Origin of the sequence: Litchfieldia alkalitelluris, assembly GCF_002153425.1 — a bacterium.
Taxonomy (GTDB): domain Bacteria; phylum Bacillota; class Bacilli; order Bacillales; family Salisediminibacteriaceae; genus Evansella; species Evansella alkalicola.
Map to the genome: position 1 here is coordinate 465,588 of NZ_KZ119600.1, position 19,795 is coordinate 485,382.

Below are 19,795 nucleotides of genomic sequence, written 5' to 3' on the forward strand. Positions count from 1 at the left end.
GAAAACCTAAGCTTTTGACGTTACCCTACCCGAGGGTATTCGATCTTAACAACACCTAAAGCCATTAAGGGGAGATTTATCCATTCCCATTCTTGTATGCCATTCATGAAATTTTTCAAGCATATGTGGGTAAAGTTCTAAAGTATAGAAGAAAGCTGGATTAGGAACGCCGAGCATATCGGAATAGAGCAAAAGCATGAATAGGTCATCTTCATCCTGGAGTTCACGCATGATCTCAGTTCGATGTCCAGTGCGGAGTACCTCATCATACAACTCAATGAGTCGTTTAAGGTTCATTTTTTGCGCCTCCTTGTATGAAAGTCTTTAATAACTTGTATTCGATGCAACCACTAGGAGTTCCTTTCTTTTTAAGAAAAGAAAGCTTCCCTTGGTTGCGTGCAAGGGAAGCTGTATGAAGAAAGGTAGGTCTTACGATATCATTATTAAATTACATTGCTTTATCTTTAGGCTCGACTGGTTTTTTCTTAGTCAAGCTGTTGATAGCTTCAAGAACGATCCATGCAGCGAAGACAAAGATAATGGTACCTAAGAAGACAAGTAAGAAATTGAACTCATGGTCACTCAGTAGACCTGACCAATCCATTAATAGCTGTCTTCCCATTGCATATAGTGTCATACACATTAAGAAGATCATAGGTATCAAGGTGACGAGATAGTTTCTTCCTTTAATCTTCAACCATACTGTAATCAGTAGTAATGTAATCCCAGCAAGTAGCTGGTTTGATGTACCAAACAATGGCCATAACACATAACCACCTGAACCGAAGCCTTGTGGTCCTTCTGGTAACAGAACTAACGCAGCACTAGATACTACAGCGATTGTAGTTGCAACATGAGTTTTTGTAATCGCCTTAATGTTGTATGTGCTTCCAAGCTCTGAAATTATATAGCGCATGAGACGGACAGATGTATCGAGTGTTGTTGCAGCAAAACTCACGACGATGACTGCTACAATCGTTGTAGCTATATCAGCAGGGATAAATATTCCTGTAGCAAGCTGCCCAGCTCCTTGTACAAAGTTACCTAAGCCACCTGAATTTGCAGCATCAAAGCTACTATATGCACCAAGGAAATCCGACTGTGACGTAAATAAAGTAGCAACAGCGATAATGGCAGCTAATGCTAATAAACCTTCCCCAACAGCTCCTAAGTAACCTACAAAACGAGCATCGGTCTCTTTATTTAACTGCTTACTTGATGTACCTGATGCAACGAGACCATGGAAACCAGATATGGCACCACAGGCAATCGTGATAAATAAAATTGGTAACCATGGAACATCTGTAGCTGCACTGTTAACAGCTGGTGCAGTAAGTTCTGGGTTTGAGAAGAATAATCCTAGGTATAGAATTGCTAAACCTACAACAAGCTGATGAGAGTTAATATAGTCTCGGGGCTGTAATAGCTTCCACACTGGGAGTGTAGAGGCAATGTACACATAAATCATCAATATAATAATCCAGACAAAGAATGAGATAGCGACACCGTTTAAGCCAAAGGCAACGATAGTTTCTTCTCCTCCAAAGTAACTTGGAAGATCAATTTGGAGTGCAGGCACTCGTGACGCAACAATAGCGGCAATATACATCGTAGCGAGAGCTGCTAAGGATGGTAACAGCATGCCGCCTTTTTTGCGGTATACGACATAACCGATCCAAATAGCTAAAGGAATTTGAATGAATACAGATAATACCGATGATGGGAATGTAATGAACAAGTTCGCTATTACCCATGCAAAAACAGCATTTACCATCAACACGAGTATTAAAATAATAAATAAGAATAAAACTTTTGCCCGTTGACCAATGAGTTTATTGGCGAGTGTACCAACGGACTGACCTTTATTTCTGACTGACAAGACGAGGGCACCGAAGTCATGCACTCCAGCAGCAAAAACCGTTCCGAGTAGAACCCAGATCACCGCTGGTAACCAGCCCCAATATACAGCAATCGCAGGACCAACAATTGGTGCAGCACCAGCGACTGAAGTAAAGTGGTGACCCCACAAAACGAATTTATTTGTAGGAACAAAATCTTTCCCATCATTGAATTCGTGTGCTGGGGTGGTGAAATTAGGATCCAATCTGTAAATCTTCTCGGCTACAAACTTAGAATAAAAACGGTAACCTAGAAAGAAAACAAACATTCCAACTAAAGCAAGTAAAATGGAATCCAAGGCTTTTCCCTCCTTACAATATTAAAATTCAATTTTATTATGTACGCTGTCCATTTAAAGAGAAAGTGGGCAAAATAACCAAAAATAGTTAATAATAAAGCGCTTACATTTAATATCTCAATATTACTCGTTTTATCTTAATATTTTTAAAAAGTCTGATTAAACAATTAATTACTATTATATATTTTTTATATATGTATTTTATAAATAGTAATTCTATGAATCTTTCTTTTACTGGGGATTAGGATTGCTTCTTGCATAATTAGATGGTTGGTCATTTTTCTTTTTTAAAGTGTAAGCTTTTGTTAAAATTTCACTAATCGTTTCATTAATTAGGGGGATTTATATGACTGCTTATAAAAGAGGTGTAAAGCTATTAACATATTTGTCTATTATTTACGGTATTGTTGGTATACTGTTTCTTTCTAATGGATTTGGTGGGCTAATAGGTGGATCATTTTTTTCAAATTTCAAGTTGATTGAGGGAGTGGGGCAGACTGTACCCGTTGCTCTATTGTTAAGCTTAGTCTTTATTTGGGGACTGTTCGGTTCAGTTTTTGTTATAAAAAAATACTCTCATGAGTCAACATTTGATAAAAAGGTAGGGCATCCTAATATAGCACAAACGGAAACAGCTGCTACAGATGAATATATTGAAATGTCTCGGAATGTGAATGCTATTAGCGTATATCGTAGAAAAACTATAAATTTGTTATATATTCTAGGATTATTCTTCTTAGGGGGCTGGTTATTAACATCCTTTATATATGCAGATTTCTATTTAGATAAGTATTCGTTGAATTTTTTGTGGGAATTTAGAATTAGCATATTAGTTTTCATGATAGTGTATCTTACAATCGTTTACTTATTTAATAGAAAACGAAAGCATGATTGATAAAAGAAGATCAGGGAATTAAAAGCCAATTAGTTCCCTGATCGAATTGATACAATACAATCAAATCTAACTTCCTTATTTACCCGTGCGGCACTCGTTCCGTCACATCGGAAAAGAATTGATTTACTTCTTTAAACCTTGCTGACACAGTTGATGGAGATACACTGTATTTTTCTGCAACTTGCTTGAAGGTTTGGTTTGTCCATTGATGGTCATGCTTGGAGATCCAGTATTCTAAAACTGCCGCATACACCCCCGGCTTTGGAACTCGTACGTCGTTAAGTTTCATATACTCAATCCACTTTATCTTTGCTTCAAGTACAGCATCATAGGAGTAGTCCCCTAGCTCAATATGTTGATAGAAAGTATCCAACACTTGAGTAGTCGGGTCCGATAGATTTTCAAGCTCACCAATCTCCTTGTCCTGGAACAACCCAGAAGCAATTGCTGTAAAGATTCCAAGAACAGCGTGGAAATGGTTGTTTAGAAATGCTTGCTCTGTCTCATTCTCTTGAAACTGCTTGTACAATTTTTCCCATTCAGCTAGGAAGAACTCTTCATAATGCTTAGGAATGATGACTGCATCATTTCCAAGAGCTACCCCAGTTGGAGTAGGGTACAGGAACCCGATTAAGTATTCCCCTGCAGTGAGTTGATTCGTAATCTGTGTTTGTTCTGGAAAAATGGCAGTGTTGTTCAGCAAATCTTTTAATACTATATGGTCATTGTCTTTGTCTTCAACAGAGACAAGCAAAGGTTGAAGGTTAGACCATTTATTTAAGATTTGTTGAATCCCATTTGTATAGGCATCAAACTTCTCTTCAATAAAGCTCGATAAAATTGAACGATTACCTTCCAAGAATGGTTTATTAAAAATGAGCCAATGGAAAAGTAATTGGGAGAACGCCCTTGCGTCAGCTTCCTTCAGACGATCAAAGGTACCTGCATAACGTTGGTATATGGGTTGTAATTGCTCGTCAAATTTCTTCGTATAGTCAAATATTTTTGGCAGGAGTTCATTAAAATCCTTCTGTTCCTGCACCGTTAATTGGTGTGGAGTCTGTTGTTTATTCATGCAGCACTTCTTAAATTTCTTACCGCTTCCACACGGGCATTGATCGTTTCGACCTAATTTCGACATTACTTGCACCTCTTCTTTCAATTATCCTTTCCTATCATAACAACCCGTAGAATTTTTTCAAGTACTATCATTATGGTACAATCAAGTACAGAAAAAACATATGTGGAAAGGACACATGCGAATGGCTACGGAAAATACACCAGTGAAAAAGAATGATTTAATAGAAATGACCTTTGAGGACCTCACCCATGACGGGGCGGGGGTAGGAAAGGTAAACGGCTATCCCGTGTTTGTCCAGCGTGCGTTGCCAGGGGAGACAGGGAACGTGAAAATAACGAAGGTGAAGAAAAACTATGCCTTTGGTCGTCTCATGGAAATTACGAAAGAAAGTCCTGATCGGGTAGATGCCCCTTGTCCCATTTTTAAGCAATGTGGTGGCTGTCAGCTACAGCATCTGAGCTACCAAGGCCAATTAAGGCATAAGCAAAAACAGGTGAGGGAAGTTCTTGCGCGAATTGGCGGCCTAGAAGACGTGACGGTTCATGAAACGATCGGAATGGATGAGCCTTGGCGTTATAGAAATAAAGCACAAGTTCCTTTTGGGGAAATGGAAGGGGGACTGATTGCAGGTTTTTATGCCGAGCGGTCCCATCAGATTATAGATATGAATGAATGTGCCATTCAACACGAAGAGAATGATACAGTCGTTCAGCTTGTGAAAAAAATAGCGAAAAAGTACGGAATTCGGGGCTATGATGATAAGTCTCATAAAGGGACCCTTCGACATGTTGTGACACGCTACGGTTATCGGACGCAGGAGCTCATGGTTGTGTTGGTGACGAAGGGGAAGGAACTTCCTAATAAGGAGAATTTGATTGAGGAAATTCGTTCTGAATTGCCAAACGTGAAGTCGATTGTACACAACATTAATTCGAAGCGTACGAACGTGATTTTTGGCGATCAAACAGAAGTGTTGTGGGGCGAAGAAGTAATCCATGATTATATAGGAGATATTAAATTCGCCATCTCTGCTCGCTCATTCTATCAGGTGAACCCCGTTCAGACCCAAGTGCTTTATGAAAAAGCGTTAGAGTATGCTGACCTTAGTGGCAAGGAGCATGTCATTGATGCATACTGTGGCATTGGGACGATTTCGTTGTTCTTGGCACAAAAGGCAAAGCATGTGTATGGTGTGGAAATTGTACCAGAAGCCATTTCCGATGCGAAAAAAAATGCCCGTTTAAATGGGGTCGAGAACGTAGACTTTGCAGTAGGAGAAGCGGAAAAGGTTATGCCATGGTGGTATGCACAAGGAGTAAGACCTGATGTCATCGTGGTGGATCCACCAAGAAAGGGCTGTGATGAAGAGCTGTTAGAAACGATCGTGAAAATGCAGCCAGAGCGAGTAGTTTATGTATCATGTAACCCAGCAACCTTGGCGCGAGACTTGAAGTACTTAGGGGATCGTGGATTTGAGACGAAGGAAGTGCAGCCTGTCGATATGTTTCCGCATACGGGACATGTTGAAAATGTCGCAATACTGGAACTAAAGAACTAATTGTGATGAGCCCCAATAGGGCTCATTTTTGCATTTCCAGTTACTACGATGTAAGTGGATAGAGATATTAAAAAACAGATGATTAAGGTTGAAGAAATGAAAGTAAAGGTAGTAATTGGTACAAAAGGTGAAGTTAATACGTAGTATAGACTACATGCTGTGTAACAACAAACATCAGTTCTTTGATACCTATGTTGTAAGATTTAACGTATTATTTTAAGTGGAATATGATACAATAAATGCAGCGAAGGGGGTTGGTATGATGCCAAATATTAAACCTGTCTCAGATTTAAGAAATTATAATGAAGTTTTAAAGGATATTGCTGTAGGTGATCCAGTTTTTTTAACAAAAAATGGGCGAGGCAAATATGCCATTGTTGATATTGAAGAATATGAGAAAAACCAAACAACGATTAAATTACTTTCAAAACTTATGGAAGCTGAAAAGGCAATAAAAGTTGGAAATGAGTGGCTAACTGAAGAAGAAGTTGAGGATGATCTGGGGGTTTAACGAATATGTATAAGTTGAGAATAAACCCTGTCGCTAAACAAGACTTGTACGAAATTAAGGAATATATTACTAAGGAACTTGATAATCCAGTAGCTGCTGTTAATGTAGTTTCCAATATCATTGAGAGTTACAAGAAGTTAAAAGATTATCCAAAGTTAGGTGTTGAGCTATCATCTAAGGTTAATCTTGATACAAATTTTCGATACCTAATCAGCGGAAACTACATTGTCTTTTATAAATTTGATGATGTTTATGTATCAATCTATCGAGTTTTATATTCAAGAAGAGATTATGTGAAGTTATTATTTAACGAAGAAATCAATCTAAATAATGAACAGTAATACCTTCAAAGATACAAGAATTTTACGAAGTACATTAATTATTTATTTGTTTAATCATTGCCATTCAATCTGCGACCACTAGTCAAGCCATGTGGAGGTAGTCGCAAGTATTTATTTAAAGGAATATTAGTAATCTCAGACCAATGGCTTTTAAGCCGGTATCTCACTAACAATCATTCTTAGCTTTTTTCTAAACTGTTACTTGAAGAAATCCCCCCTAGTCATACTGAGACTAGGGGGGATTTGAGGTTCAATCTCTTAAAACGATACGATCTTCCCAATAATAATAATCTAAAATTCAAAATCAATAGTACCATTTTCCGTTAATTCAAATGGACCGGGCGTGAGATCTGCATCAGGTCTCTTTTTCCCGAAAAAGTCGTAATCAAAATGATAGGCAGTGCTGTCTGGCTGCTCAAATTTCATATCGGCGTGATATGTTTTTCCAAGCAAGTCGGTGGTAACCAACATTGCAGAGGCTCCACGAAGCAATTTGGGATCAGTAACCTGAATTTGCACCTTGCCTTGAGCAGGATTAATTTCCACTTTAATGCCCTTCTGTTCATATATCTTCGCATTGGATTCATGACTACTTGGAACCGCATTGTTAAGGTATGCATTGCCGCTCATAGCCACAGGAAGAACTGCATTTCCTGTAAAGAAATCCTTTGCCGCATCTCCAAGCTCAGCAAGCTCCTCCTTGGTGTATTCCCACAATTGCTTATCTTTTGCATTAGGATGCTTGTCGTATCCTCCTAGACCCACGGCGTGGAGATAGCAAATTGAATTGTCCGGAACACCATCCATGACAGTCTTCCCATCATCTCCAACTTCATCTCTAGGTTTAAGTGGAAGATGCTCAAAAAAGGTTATTGGGACAGGTTCTTTATTGGCATCATTATCCCCCAAAAAGATATTGTTATAGTACCTATCATCGCCTCCAGTAATATTCGAGTAACCTGCCATTGCCGTCTCATGCGGGAAGTGATACGGCGTAGTACGGGTAATCTCGGACCGAACCACAAATCTACCTGCAAACAAATTATGGACAAATGCTCCACCCTGTGCCATATTCCTGAAATTCATCGGAGAGAGGAACAGATTATGATCAGCCAAATACGGACCATGGCAAACCTCAACAAAGAAGTCCTCAGAAATATTGTCAAAAAATACATTACGGCTGATGCGGGTCCCCTGTGCTTGCCAATCCAGCCAAACACCACGATAACTGCTATAGATAATATTTTCATTAATTTGAGTATCTAAAGCAGCGTGCAGTTTGATTGCGCCTACTTCGGCACCATGCCTGAGACGCTTGTGATGAATATTGTAGATCCGGTTTTGATAAATATGACTGAAAGCGCAACCCATATGACCGACAATACCTGCTTGTTCACAATCATGGATCACATTACCACGAACGACGTGACTGCCAACCCTATCCTTATGCCATTCTGAGCGTAATGCTCGCAAAATAACCTCTTGCTCCCGTTGTGTGCCGCCTTTCATGTGCTTGTCCAAATTATTAGCCTTAGCGTGACCTGTACCGATTTCAGTACCTAGGCTGATACCAACGCTTTTGGATTCACTAATAATATTGTTTTCAATAACCCATCCCTTACTCCAGTGAGGTCCGATCAACCCTTCCTGGTAGTCAGTTGGCGGTGCCCATTGAGGAGATGCTTGTCGAAGTGTGAAACCACTTACGGTTATATAGTTAAGTCCTGGTTTTTCAGGCCAAAAGCAATAAGGCCGGACATTAATTTCTACATTTTCCTTACGAGGATCTTTTCCACCAAAATTGGCCCAAACTTTTGTTGTTGCAGAACCAACTTCGGCATACCACTTCAGTAGTGATTCCTCGGGATATTTGGCTTCGGACCAAACTTCAGGCTTATGTACTTTATCAACGCTTTCGCATTCATACAAGGATTTTCCATCCAAATACACATCACCGAGATGAACTGGGAAAGGGCCGTCAAATAGCCAGTCTCCACTCAACTCTACTTCGAAGGGGTTACGAACAGAAAATATGGAATTAGGTAATTCTGTGCTCCAAACATTGTCCCCTTCAGCCCTCCAGTCGGAGATACGTTCGGCTCCTGTAATAACTACTTCCCCGTCTCCAGCAGATCTATAGATAATTCTATGTTCTTCTGTTCCACCATTAGCTGGATTAACCCATTCCCTATATATTCCAGCATGAACAGTAACCGTATCACCAGCCATGGCAAGGCCCGCAGCGCGTGATATTGTACGAAATGGTTGTTCTTCTGTTCCTTTTGCTTGATCATTCCCTTGCATTGACACATGATAATTCATCAAACCACTCCTTCTCCCCAACTTAATAAAACATATAATTTTTCCTTAAAAACTGACGGCAGGTAAGTAAAATATTTGTTTTGAGTAATAACTTGTAAACGTTTGCTTATTAATAGTGATTACCTTAACTGCCGCCATTATCTCAATCCTGTGTATAGGGTGTCTAGAAAGACCAGACTCCTATAATTATTATATAAAGGATAGGTGTATCATTGCAATTTTGGTATTATGTATCTACTGTAGAGTGCAGTATGCGCTAATGTGAAATACCTATTAAAATATCTGAAAATTCACTCAATGTTTAAGGTATAATGAGGTTAGTAATGATTACACTTTGTATTTTTAAAGGAGATGGTTGAAATAAAAGCGATTGTATCTAAAAAGTACGGATCGCCGGATGTTCTAGAACTGAAAGAAGTGAAACAACCTATTCCAAATGACAATGAAGTATTGATTAGGGTATATGCTACAACTGTAAAATACGGAGATATTGTGGCTCGAAATTTTAAGGATATATCACCACGTAAATTCAACATGCCCTTCCTCTTCTGGTTCTTTGCAAAGGTGTATTTTGGTTTCCGAAAACCAAAGATAAACATATTGGGAAGCGAATTTGCTGGAGAAATTGAATCAATAGGAAAAGATGTTACATTATTTAAACCTAGTGACCAGGTGTTTGGATATCTCGGGCAAAGTATGGGTGCTTATGCAGAGTATATTTGTATGCCGGAAAAAGGAATATTGGCAAAGAAACCGACGAATACAACCTTTGAAGAAGCCGCTGTTGTTCCTTATGGGGCAATAATGGCGTTGAATTTGCTACGGAAAGTCAATGTTGAAAGTGGAAAAAAAGTACTTATCAATGGTGCATCTGGAGGTGTAGGTTCAGCAGCCGTACAGATTGCCAAATACTTTGGTTCAGAAGTTACGGGAGTATGTAGCACACCGAGAGTAGAATATGTGAAAGCCCTAGGTGCTGATAAGGTCATTGATTACTACAAAGAGGATTTTACCAAAAACGGTGAAACTTATGATCTTATTTTTGACATCTTAGGGAAAAGTTCGTTTTCAGGGTGTAAAGGTTCCCTAAAGGAAAACGGACATTATCTATTAGCTAGCTTTAAGATAAAACAGCTTCTTCAAATGCTATGGACCTCCATGATTGGCAACAAGAAGGTTGTGTGTGCATTGGCAAATGAAAAAGTGGAAGACTTAATTTTTCTCAAAAAGATGATGGAGGAGGGCAAAATAAAATCGGTTATCGATAGATGCTACCCCTTGGAAAAGACAGCCCAGGCGCATCATTATGTTGAAACAGGACTCAAAAGGGGAGATGTAGTCATAACTGTTTAATATTTTTTGCCTTTTGAATGCATTATACTGAGTGCGATCACCGGCTTTACCATGGCGTCCATGGAAGCAGTTGAGGGGGAGGTCCGGCGAATTGCAAAGATAATGGTAGGTTTGCTAGGCTTAATCCTTTCAAGTTTGGGAAAAATGCAGTGAAAGTTAAACCCCTAAAGAAGGCGCAATAACATAAAAAGTAGCAGGAACCTCTAAATAGGGGTTCCTGCTTTTCATATCAAAACGATTTAGTTAAAAAGTTGAATCCCCATATTAGCTAAAATAGCTATAATAAGCCCTGTCACACTTACGCTAATTCCGCTGTATAGCCATAATTTTACTCTGTTAAATTTTAAAGCCTTCGCTATTATTCCTATCACCCAAACACCAGTAACTGGAGTGAGAATTAATATAAAAATAGCACCGTACTTCTCCATTCGCTTTCTCCATTTCCCTTTCAAAGACTTTTCACTGAATTTTTTCATGAACTTAAACTTCATTAACCAATCATAAAAGAAATCAATTAATGGAATCACCATCCAATTTCCGAGTGATGCCCAAAGAAATGCGTCAAACCAATTAAGTCCCACTGAAAACCCTACAGGAACTGCAAGATATATTTCAAAGTGTGGAAAAAAACCTGCAAACCATGTTGTGGCTGCTTTACTAATGTATTTGAATATTTCCATCATGTACTGCCTCCTCGACTTCCTTTATTAAAATAAATATCGTACAATTAATACATTAATGAACACTTTGTTCGGTTATATTGTAAATGATTTATCATTTGGTGGTAAATCATCAAAAATAAAGAAAAGTACGTTATGGAACAAAGTAGAGAAACTGTTCGAAATGAGGGAGTAGAATGAAAAATAGTGAAGTCGACAGAAGAGTAATGAAAACCCGTCAAGCTATCCATGAAGCACTAATTTCACTGATGGAAGAAAAAAAGTACAATAAAATTACAATTCAAGATATTATTGATCGCGCAAATGTAGGGAGATCAACCTTCTACGCCCACTACGCTACAAAAGATGAATTACTGTTTAGCAATGTAGAGGATAGTCTTGAAATACTGAATCAATATATCAAGAGCTATATTGAACATGATGAGGATAAACCAGGATTGATATCAGTAGTCGAGCTTTTTGAGCATATAAAGGAACACAGGAAGACAATTAAAGGGTTATTTAAAGAAGAGGGGACCGACTTATTTTTTGAAAAAGTTGAAGCTTACTGGAATGAGAATATAGAGGAATACATTAAATCGAAGCTTCCAAGGGGGCAAGAACCTAAAGTTCCGATAGAAATCCTAACCATGCATATTTCCAGTACCATAATTAACTTGTTAAAGTGGTGGGTTTACAATAACATGTCCTATACTCCGACCCAAATGGAGCAGTATTTTAGAAATTTAGTAAACCCGTGTATTGATTCAGTCATTAATAACCATTCAGAGAAGAGTTGAGAGGAACAGGGGAAATCAGAAAAGAGGCATCGATTTGATGCCTCTATCTCCTAACATATCTCTTATATAGTTATTTCACTTTTGATTTGATTGGTATCCAAACTTCCATTTCATACATGTTGTTTCCTCTGTCATAGGTCATTTCCAGTTCAGGCGCATTGATAGGTTCATAGTCGCTAGTTGGAAACCACTCCCCAAAAATTCGCTTCCATAATTCATGAATGCCACTCGTAGAGTAAATCCGTGCAATTGATGCACGAAAATATCAAGTGGGAAATGAATCTATCATTTTCTATAGACTAAATTTAATTGCCAAAGTCTAGTTTGCTTTGCTGTAAATTTCTCTAAAGTGTCCTCTTATTCCTTCAGGAATCATTCATCATTTGTACCGAAAGCCTAATCTAGAGGTGCTTTGACTAAAATTATTCACAATTATTGAATTGCTTATCTGGAAAAGTTTGTTATTATTCTAAATATATAGAATAAATAAATTTTAGTTTGGAGGAGGATAATTTGAATGTTAACGAAGTGATTTCAATTTGTCGTACACACTTACTACCAGTACTCCCAGAGTTTTATAGTTTGGAAGGCTACGAGTTTCAGCTAATTCCAGCTCATGAAGGCGGAAGGAATGTTGTTTTTTCCTGTAATAAAACAGGTTCTGACGCAGACACAGATGCAAAAATACTTAGAATTTCTTTTTTAGCTGACAGGAATCGTGAAGATTTTCTAGCAGAGCTAGAGTATATTAGGTATTTGTATGATCATGGGGGAAGTGTATCAAATGTTGTGAGTTCGAATATGGGGAATTTGCTGGAAGAATTCACTCATAATTATCACACCTATTATATATGTATGTTTGAAAAAGCTAGAGGGAAATTATTAGTAGAAAATAATTATCAGTATCGGGAAGGAGTTCCTATTACTGAATATTATTATAACTGTGGTAAAGTACTGGGGAAAATGCATCAATTATCGAAGAAATACACACCTGTCCATTCAAGGTATAGTTTTTTTGACAAATACAATGCACAATATATTGATAGATTGATACCAAAATCCTTCACTCTACTTAAGGAGAAAATGGTAGATTTACTCAACTCCTTAAAAAAATTAGATAAAAGCCGTGAATCTTTCGGTATGGTACACTTTGATTATAGTGATGGGAATTATATGATTGATTATAATACAGGTGATATAACTGTATTTGATTTCGATAATTCTTGTTTTTGTTGGTATATGTATGATCTTGCCAATATCTGGACACATGGAGTAGGTTGGACACAATTTGAACACGACGCAGATAAGCGAAAAAAGTTTATGGAAGAATATTTTGCAACAGTACTTGCTGGTTATAAGTCCGAGACTAATATTGAAATTCCAATGTTAGATAAGTTACCTTTGTTTATCAACGTAACTGTCATGGAAAATATCATAGATACATTCGAAGTGATGCGGAACAATAATGAGGAACTAGAGGTAGATGAAGAATTAACCTACCTCATCAAATGTCTTGAAGATGACATTCCATATAAAGGTTTTTTCCATGAAATATACTCCTGTGAAGAACCTTTTGAGTATGTAGAATAATAACTTCCACCTATTTGTAGCTAGAACTCACAACTACTAATCCATGTTTGATGGGGTGAAGAGTCGGTTTTATAGGGGCACTAGAGGTAGTGTGCCAAGTTTGGAGGCGTGAAGCAATGAAGAAAATGTTATTAGGATCTCTTATATCTATCGCACTAATCGTTCTTATGGTGTTCTTGTTTCCAATTGGCAAACTTATATTTACTGAGGCCAACGTAGTGGAAGCTAATTTCATAGATATTTATTATGTTAGCCTCCAAAACGAAGAATCAGAATTTGAGGTTTTCAAGCAATATATGGAGGATAAGGGTTGGACAGAGGTTGGTGCAGAGGGTAGCGGACAATGGTTTGAGAAAAACAATGAAACATTTTATATTACTAGTACGGAACTTAAAACAATCTTTGTAAATGGGTGGCCAAATTTCTAGCCAGCCCTTTTATTTTTTTCAAAAAGCAAAGTGTTGATCTTTGACCAATGAACAGTTCATCCACAAATTATCCCCTAACTAATGCTAAATATATAAATGATTAACACTAAATTGTGCAAAAATTCACTATGATTCTACAAAATTATATAGTAAAATGGTACTAGGAAATCCTAGACAATAATGAATGAACTCATAAAAGGCAAACTCATTGAAAGATGGGGACGCAAAGCTACAGACCTACGGTAAAACTATGGTGGCTGAGTTTCCAAAGGGAAAGAACTAAGTTATTTCCAATGGGAATAGCTTTTTTCTATGGATAAATACATAATTGATTAGATAAATGTTTAGGAGGAAATCATGAGAAAAAGTGGTACGCGTTTGGGACAATCGCAATCATACCTTATAAGATACTTTGGGAGTTTACTAATTATTGTATTGTTTTTTAATCATTCCATTGGTTACGCAAGTACAGACTGGGAACTGGAAGAGACACTGAATAAATTATTTTCTGAAGCAGGGTATGTGGAAGTGTTAGAGCAGTTTCACCAAGATGAGGAAAACTTAAAAGAAAGTAACCTTGCAATGTACCACTATCTCAATGGAGTTAAGCATATTCATGGTCATAACTTTTTAATCGCGCAAATAAACTTTGAGAATGCTTTAGAGATCAGTATTGAAGAAAACCAATTAGATATGGAAATAGCGACCTTAAAGCAGTTAATCTTCCTTAGTGAATTTTATCATGATCTAGGTTCATTGTTAGACTATGGTACGAGATTACTAGAACTAGCAAAGGAAATGAACGATCCTATGTCGGAAATGTATGCACATAAGGTAATTTCAACCGTACTTATTTTTACAGTTAACACGGAAGAAGCATTAAATCACCTTGAACGAATGCTTTCATTGGCTCATCAACACGAAGATGTACTGTTTGAAGGTGTTTATAATACGATGATGGGACATATTACTTTTTCTCATTTTGAACTAGATTCTGCGTTGGCGTACTATGAACAAGCAGCTGATTTATATGGAACTATTGAACAAGGTGGAATAAGATCAAGTGATCCCTTATTAAATGATGTCATGTTGATGCTAGTGAAGGCACAACTGTATAAAGAGGATGTTAACATTCTCCTTGATGAAATGGATACATTAGCCCAAGAAATGAAAAGTAGTTATTTTCAACCATTAATCCTATCCCATTTGTACAGCTTTAAAGGTCAAATTCAATTGCAGTATGGTTTAAATAAAGGTGCAATTGAAAGCTTAGAAAAGAGTAAAGGACATATAGAGAATATCGTGCATATGGAGACAAAGAACGATCCATTAACATGGCCTTTGCTCTTGTTAGCTGGTGCTTATTATGGGGATGAGGATTACCGGCAAGCAGCAGATATGTATATGAGGGTTGCCGTTAATACTGCAATGAACCCTGACTTTTTAAGGGACATGGACGATGTATCTTCTAGATTAAGAGAATATCTAGAGCGGGACTTGAATGATCAAATATTATTGTTAACAGATTTGCATGATACACAAAGGAGAGCTTTGGTGCAACAGCGGGTCATGTTAGGGTTCGTAATTATCAGCCTTTTTGTAATTGGTAGAGCTTTTGTTTTAAAGCGAAAAGAACATAAAAAGGTAAGTGAATTAAAAAACGAGTTATATGTTCAATCCATTACGGATAGTCTAACAGGCGTCTATAATAGAAAACGTATTTTCGAAGTATTACATGCTCAAGAACAAGAGTGTGTTGTTGCCCTGATCGATATTGATAATTTTAAAATTGTTAATGACACTCATGGCTATATAGCCGGTGATAAAGTTTTAAAAACAATCGTAAATACAATTAAGAGCTCCATTAGGGAAACAGATGATATAGGCAGGTTCGGAGGAGAAGAGTTTTTAATCATTTTAAAGAACACAGACTTCGATGCCGCTGTTCCAATTATTGAACGAGTGCGAAAAAATGTGGAAGCTCTCGAATGGGAATACGAAGGTTTAAAAACAACATTGAGTATTGGGGTATCAACCATCTCAGACTTAAATGCTGAAGAAGTGTTTGGGCGCGTAGATGAGCTTGTACATGAGGCGAAACGGACTGGGAAAAATAAGGTCGTCTGTAATCCAGAAGAAGCAACCATCTAGCTTTCAGAAATAAGAGAGCATGATAGGCTATTCCTTCAGAGGTGTTTCAAATTAATTAAATTCCTAGTAAACTGTTAAGTTATTAATAAAACCGCCGTCAGTTTAATTGACGGCGGTTTCTTGCCATTAATCTTATTTTGCAGCTTGGGCTTCTTTAAGCTCAGCTTTTTTAAGATCAAAACGGTCTGCATTCATCACTTTCACCCAAGCTTTAACAAAGTCATTTACAAACTTCTCTTTGTTGTCATCTTGAGCATATACTTCTGCAAGGGCACGTAAGATGGAGTTTGAACCAAATACTAAGTCCACTCTTGTTGCTGTACGTGCTACCTCACCTGTGTTGCGGTCACGTCCTACATAGACATCATCTTCACCATCAACAGGCTTCCACTCAATTCCCATGTCTAGTAAGTTAACAAAGAAATCGTTTGACAAAGTTCCTACATTATCCGTGAATACACCATGATCAGTACCAGCGTAGTTTGTACCTAATACACGCATACCACCAATAAGGACAGTCATTTCAGGAGCTGTAAGGCCTAATAGTTGAGCTTTGTCTATTAGTAGCTCTTCTGCATTAACGCTATATTTCTTTTTCTGATAGTTACGGAAACCATCAGCAGCTGGCTCTAATACTTCAAAGCCTTCTGCGTCAGTTTGCTCTTGTGTTGCATCACCGCGACCAGGGGCAAATGGAACATTTACATCAAAACCTGCTTCACTTGCTGCTTTCTCAATTGCAGCGCTACCACCAAGTACGATTAAATCAGCAATGCTGACTTCCTTAGCAAAGTCAGCTTGAATACCTTCAAGTACATTTAGTACTTTCTCTAGTTGCTCAGGCTGATTTACTTCCCAATTCTTTTGTGGTTCAAGACGTACGCGAGCACCATTTGCTCCACCGCGATAGTCTGAGCCACGGAAAGTACTAGCTGACGCCCAAGCAGTTGTTACTAGCTCACTAACAGTAAGTCCTGAGTTTAATAGTTTTTCCTTAAGCTGTGCCACGTCTGCTTCTGTTAAATCATAGTTGCCTGCTGGTACAGGGTCTTGCCAGATGAAGTCGTCTTCTGGAACTTCTGGACCAAGGTATCTCGCTTTAGGTCCCATGTCACGGTGTAGTAATTTGAACCATGCACGACCGAAAGCATCTGCAAACTCTTCTGGATTCTCATGGAAGCGACGAGAGATTTTTTCGTATTCTGGATCATGACGTAACGCCATATCTGCAGTAGTCATCATTGTTGGAACTTTAATGGATGGATCTTCTGCATCAGGTGCAAGATGCTCATCTGCTGGATCTACAATTTGCCACTGCCATGCTCCAGCAGGACTCTTTGTAAGCCACCATTCATATCCAAATAATAAATCAAAGTATCCATTATCCCATTGTGTTGGGTTCGCTGTCCAAGCACCTTCAATACCACTTGTGATAGTATCACGGCCTTTACCACTACCATAGGAGCTACCCCAACCTAATCCTTGTGCTTCAATAGGTGCAGCCTCTGGTTCTGGACCAACATGAGAAGCGTCACCAGCGCCATGTGCCTTACCAAATGTATGACCACCAGCGATTAAAGCTACAGTCTCTTCATCATTCATTCCCATACGTGCGAATGTTTCACGAATGTCGTGTGCACTCTTATGTGGATCTGGTTTACCATCTGGACCTTCTGGGTTTACATAAATGAGACCCATTTGAACTGCAGCCAAAGGATTTTCAAGATCGCGCTCTCCAGAATAACGCTTATCTCCACCTAACCACTCTGTTTCAGTACCCCAATAGATATCTTCTTCAGGGTGCCAAATGTCTGGACGTCCAGCAGCAAACCCAATAATTGGGCCACCCATGTCTTCAATGGCAACATTACCTGCCATGACTAGTAAGTCAGCCCATGAGATTTTGTTACCGTATTTTTGCTTAATTGGCCAAAGAAGTCGACGAGCCTTATCGAGGCTAGCGTTATCAGGCCAGCTATTTAATGGTGCAAAACGTTGGTTACCAGTGTTACCGCCTCCACGGCCATCTCCTACACGGTATGTACCAGCAGCGTGCCAGGACATACGAATAAAGAATGGACCGTAATGACCATAGTCAGCTGGCCACCAGTCTTGGCTGTCAGTCATTAAGTTGCGAAGGTCTTGCTTAAGTGCATCGTAATCTAATTTGCTAAATTCCTCTGCATAATCAAACTCTTCTCCCATTGGGTTAGATTTTTTGTCATGCTGATGTAGAATATTTAAGTTGAGAGCTTTCGGCCACCAGTCTCGGTTTGTTGTACCACTTGCTTGATTGCTAGTAGCCCCACCATGAAACGGGCAACCACCTGTGTTACCATTTTTAGTATCCATTTTACTTCCTCCCATTCAAAGATTTTTAATATCATATAAATGTGCCTAACAGTTTATAAGAATTATAAACTAGAAGACAACATTGATAGCACTATCAATAATTATTATAATAAACCCTCCTTTGAATAATCAAAGAAAAAGACTTGTCTAAACAAATAAATTTTAGAGGAAAAGTCACAAAGTGTTCATTTATAGTATATTGCTAAGTGAGAAAATTAGAAGTTCTGTTGAGAAAATGATTTGTTATAGTGCTATCCTATGTAATTTACTATTCTAGGAAAAAGGGGGAAATTTTTTACGTAATTTGGTAGATTATTCTACTTTATACTTTATAATAAAAGGGAAAAGTAAATCAAGACAGGATGTGTAGAAGATGAGAACTTTACTACGGAATGCTTACCAGTCAGACCATGCACTAGAAATTATTTTTTCATCATTGCGATGGTTCTTCTTAGTTTTAGCTATTAGTGTCTTCTACGTTCAATATAGAGAAAGTCCAGATACTTTCCTTCTATATTTATTTTTGGCATTGGTCATCTTCGGTTTTATATATATGGGAGTTTCAGATTATTATTTACATAGATCACCTGAAGGGTCACGTATGTATACGTATATGACAAAAGGTGGTCCATTCTTTGATTTCATCGCTTTTTCTGCACTTGTACCTTTAACAGGGGGGATTGATAGCCCCCTCATACCTTTAGCGTACTTAATTATTTTACATGTTGCAGTATATTGGAAATTCATAGGTGGTATGCTTTCAGCTTGTCTATTTATTTTGCTATATTCTATTATTTTTTTCATTCAAATAGATGGGCTTGGAATGAGTAATCTTATTAATTATGCATCACAAGTAGTCTTTTTGTTTTTAATGGGTTGCTTAGGTGGGATTATCGTTTCAAGGGAAAGGAAGCATCATTCTGAAAAAAATTTGTTAGTGGAAACAGCAAATAGGGATTACATTACAAATCTATTAAATCATCGCTCTTTTCAGGAACACTTGCGAAACGATTTAGAAAAAGAGGCGTCCTTTTATCTTACCCTTGCTGATATAGATAAGTTCAAACTAATTAATGATCAATATGGTCATGTAACAGGAGATAAAGTTTTACGGAAGATTGGAGTGATCATGAACGCCATTGTTACTGAAAAACAAGGGAAAGTATTTAGGTACGGTGGAGAGGAATTTGCAATCATCCTTTATAGTGACGATCATGATGAGGTAAATAAGCTATTAATGGAGATAAAGGAGACTGTTGCTAACCATGTTTTCACTTATGAAGGGGAAGCTTTCTCATTAACCATGAGCTTCGGGAGCAGTCAACAAAACGGTGAGAAGCCAGACCGATTGGTTGATAAGGTGGACAAATTACTCTATGAAGCAAAAAGTCGGGGAAGGGATCAGATTGTGTATCCTGAGGAGACTGTAGAGACGGCTTTGGTTTAGGTGGAGATGCTAATCAGTGCTCGTTTTGAGGTAATAAACAACTATAATTATTCTATCCCTTGTTGATACACTGTGGAAATGAGTTAATAAGTGTATCGGCCGATAATTCT

At 38.0% G+C, this 19,795-nt stretch carries 17 protein-coding genes and 1 riboswitch; of the genes, 10 read left to right on the forward strand and 7 right to left on the reverse strand.

What is annotated here, in order from left to right:
• Window positions 1–45: 45 nt before the first annotated feature.
• Together BW724_RS02305 and BW724_RS02310 are read right to left on the reverse strand one after the other, a co-directional pair.
• Window positions 46–297: a cory-CC-star protein gene (locus BW724_RS02305; protein WP_088073487.1), complete on the reverse strand. Its 252-nt coding sequence runs from the start codon at window positions 295–297 to the stop codon at window positions 46–48.
• A gap of 151 nt (window positions 298–448) precedes the next feature.
• Entirely contained in the window at window positions 449–2,197 is a 1,749-nt protein-coding gene (locus BW724_RS02310) for a carbon starvation CstA family protein (protein ID WP_088073488.1), read from the reverse strand.
• 346 nt (window positions 2,198–2,543) lie between these two features.
• Here BW724_RS02310 and BW724_RS02315 point away from each other — a divergent pair, with 346 nt between their 5' ends.
• Window positions 2,544–3,092: a hypothetical protein gene (locus BW724_RS02315; protein WP_088073489.1), complete on the forward strand. Its 549-nt coding sequence runs from the start codon at window positions 2,544–2,546 to the stop codon at window positions 3,090–3,092.
• Between the two features lie 79 nt (window positions 3,093–3,171).
• On the opposite strand, the gene BW724_RS02320 is transcribed toward BW724_RS02315, so the two are convergent.
• Window positions 3,172–4,233, reverse strand: a complete 1,062-nt coding sequence (locus tag BW724_RS02320) for an SEC-C domain-containing protein (RefSeq protein WP_088073490.1) — start codon at window positions 4,231–4,233, stop codon at window positions 3,172–3,174.
• 121 nt (window positions 4,234–4,354) lie between these two features.
• On the opposite strand from BW724_RS02320, the gene rlmD reads away from it, so the two are divergent.
• The 3 genes from rlmD (at window position 4,355) to BW724_RS02335 (ending at window position 6,583) form a co-directional block, all read left to right on the forward strand.
• Window positions 4,355–5,731, forward strand: a complete 1,377-nt coding sequence (gene rlmD, locus BW724_RS02325; RefSeq protein WP_088077608.1) for a 23S rRNA (uracil(1939)-C(5))-methyltransferase RlmD — start codon at window positions 4,355–4,357, stop codon at window positions 5,729–5,731.
• 262 nt (window positions 5,732–5,993) lie between these two features.
• A complete protein-coding gene (locus BW724_RS02330; protein WP_088073491.1) occupies window positions 5,994–6,242 on the forward strand; it encodes a type II toxin-antitoxin system prevent-host-death family antitoxin in 249 nt (82 codons plus the stop codon).
• Between the two features lie 5 nt (window positions 6,243–6,247).
• Entirely contained in the window at window positions 6,248–6,583 is a 336-nt protein-coding gene (locus tag BW724_RS02335) for a type II toxin-antitoxin system RelE/ParE family toxin (protein ID WP_088073492.1), read from the forward strand.
• Between the two features lie 291 nt (window positions 6,584–6,874).
• On the opposite strand, the gene BW724_RS02340 is transcribed toward BW724_RS02335, so the two are convergent.
• Window positions 6,875–8,905 (reverse strand): right-handed parallel beta-helix repeat-containing protein, encoded by a 2,031-nt coding sequence (locus BW724_RS02340; RefSeq protein ID WP_088073493.1) that lies wholly within the window; start codon window positions 8,903–8,905, stop codon window positions 6,875–6,877.
• A gap of 360 nt (window positions 8,906–9,265) precedes the next feature.
• Between BW724_RS02340 and BW724_RS02345 the strand changes: the two genes are divergently transcribed.
• On the forward strand, window positions 9,266–10,258 hold the full coding sequence (locus BW724_RS02345) for an NAD(P)-dependent alcohol dehydrogenase (protein WP_088077610.1): 993 nt from the start codon (window positions 9,266–9,268) through the stop codon (window positions 10,256–10,258).
• 239 nt (window positions 10,259–10,497) lie between these two features.
• Here the strand turns inward: BW724_RS02345 and BW724_RS02350 are convergent, their stop codons facing one another.
• A complete protein-coding gene (locus BW724_RS02350) occupies window positions 10,498–10,938 on the reverse strand; it encodes a small multi-drug export protein (RefSeq protein WP_176371261.1) in 441 nt (146 codons plus the stop codon).
• A gap of 176 nt (window positions 10,939–11,114) precedes the next feature.
• Between BW724_RS02350 and BW724_RS23110 the strand changes: the two genes are divergently transcribed.
• Entirely contained in the window at window positions 11,115–11,717 is a 603-nt protein-coding gene (locus BW724_RS23110) for a TetR/AcrR family transcriptional regulator (RefSeq protein ID WP_140354887.1), read from the forward strand.
• Between the two features lie 70 nt (window positions 11,718–11,787).
• Here BW724_RS23110 and BW724_RS02360 read toward each other — a convergent pair whose 3' ends face one another.
• Window positions 11,788–11,967 (reverse strand): GyrI-like domain-containing protein, encoded by a 180-nt coding sequence (locus tag BW724_RS02360; protein ID WP_088077612.1) that lies wholly within the window; start codon window positions 11,965–11,967, stop codon window positions 11,788–11,790.
• A 263-nt stretch (window positions 11,968–12,230) separates the two neighbouring features.
• Here BW724_RS02360 and BW724_RS02365 point away from each other — a divergent pair, with 263 nt between their 5' ends.
• From BW724_RS02365 to BW724_RS02375, 3 genes are all read left to right on the forward strand, one after another.
• A complete protein-coding gene (locus BW724_RS02365; RefSeq protein WP_205160353.1) occupies window positions 12,231–13,307 on the forward strand; it encodes a phosphotransferase enzyme family protein in 1,077 nt (358 codons plus the stop codon).
• 116 nt (window positions 13,308–13,423) lie between these two features.
• The gene (locus tag BW724_RS02370; RefSeq protein ID WP_088073495.1) at window positions 13,424–13,735 is read left to right on the forward strand and encodes a hypothetical protein; all 312 of its coding nucleotides are present in this window, start codon (window positions 13,424–13,426) and stop codon (window positions 13,733–13,735) included.
• A gap of 188 nt (window positions 13,736–13,923) precedes the next feature.
• Window positions 13,924–14,005: riboswitch (cyclic di-GMP riboswitch) on the forward strand.
• A gap of 87 nt (window positions 14,006–14,092) precedes the next feature.
• Window positions 14,093–15,886 (forward strand): tetratricopeptide repeat-containing diguanylate cyclase, encoded by a 1,794-nt coding sequence (locus BW724_RS02375; protein ID WP_088073496.1) that lies wholly within the window; start codon window positions 14,093–14,095, stop codon window positions 15,884–15,886.
• Window positions 15,887–16,018: 132 nt separating this feature from the next.
• On the opposite strand, the gene katG is transcribed toward BW724_RS02375, so the two are convergent.
• Entirely contained in the window at window positions 16,019–18,238 is a 2,220-nt protein-coding gene (gene katG / locus BW724_RS02380; RefSeq protein ID WP_088073497.1) for a catalase/peroxidase HPI, read from the reverse strand.
• A gap of 373 nt (window positions 18,239–18,611) precedes the next feature.
• Here katG and BW724_RS02385 point away from each other — a divergent pair, with 373 nt between their 5' ends.
• Window positions 18,612–19,685: a GGDEF domain-containing protein gene (locus tag BW724_RS02385; protein WP_088073498.1), complete on the forward strand. Its 1,074-nt coding sequence runs from the start codon at window positions 18,612–18,614 to the stop codon at window positions 19,683–19,685.
• Window positions 19,686–19,795 lie beyond the last annotated feature (110 nt).

What these genes read in the sequence shown, in the direction of transcription:
- BW724_RS02305 (WP_088073487.1), bottom strand. Translation starts at nt 297, where the DNA reads ATGAACCTTAAACGACTCATTGAGTTGTATGATGAGGTACTCCGCACT.
- BW724_RS02315 (WP_088073489.1), top strand. Translation starts at nt 2,544, where the DNA reads ATGACTGCTTATAAAAGAGGTGTAAAGCTATTAACATATTTGTCTATT.
- BW724_RS02320 (WP_088073490.1), bottom strand. Translation starts at nt 4,233, where the DNA reads ATGTCGAAATTAGGTCGAAACGATCAATGCCCGTGTGGAAGCGGTAAG.
- rlmD (WP_088077608.1), top strand. Translation starts at nt 4,355, where the DNA reads ATGGCTACGGAAAATACACCAGTGAAAAAGAATGATTTAATAGAAATG.
- BW724_RS02330 (WP_088073491.1), top strand. Translation starts at nt 5,994, where the DNA reads ATGCCAAATATTAAACCTGTCTCAGATTTAAGAAATTATAATGAAGTT.
- BW724_RS02335 (WP_088073492.1), top strand. Translation starts at nt 6,248, where the DNA reads ATGTATAAGTTGAGAATAAACCCTGTCGCTAAACAAGACTTGTACGAA.
- BW724_RS02340 (WP_088073493.1), bottom strand. Translation starts at nt 8,905, where the DNA reads ATGAATTATCATGTGTCAATGCAAGGGAATGATCAAGCAAAAGGAACA.
- BW724_RS02350 (WP_176371261.1), bottom strand. Translation starts at nt 10,938, where the DNA reads ATGGAAATATTCAAATACATTAGTAAAGCAGCCACAACATGGTTTGCA.
- BW724_RS23110 (WP_140354887.1), top strand. Translation starts at nt 11,115, where the DNA reads ATGAAAAATAGTGAAGTCGACAGAAGAGTAATGAAAACCCGTCAAGCT.
- BW724_RS02370 (WP_088073495.1), top strand. Translation starts at nt 13,424, where the DNA reads ATGAAGAAAATGTTATTAGGATCTCTTATATCTATCGCACTAATCGTT.
- BW724_RS02375 (WP_088073496.1), top strand. Translation starts at nt 14,093, where the DNA reads ATGAGAAAAAGTGGTACGCGTTTGGGACAATCGCAATCATACCTTATA.
- katG (WP_088073497.1), bottom strand. Translation starts at nt 18,238, where the DNA reads ATGGATACTAAAAATGGTAACACAGGTGGTTGCCCGTTTCATGGTGGG.
- BW724_RS02385 (WP_088073498.1), top strand. Translation starts at nt 18,612, where the DNA reads ATGAGAACTTTACTACGGAATGCTTACCAGTCAGACCATGCACTAGAA.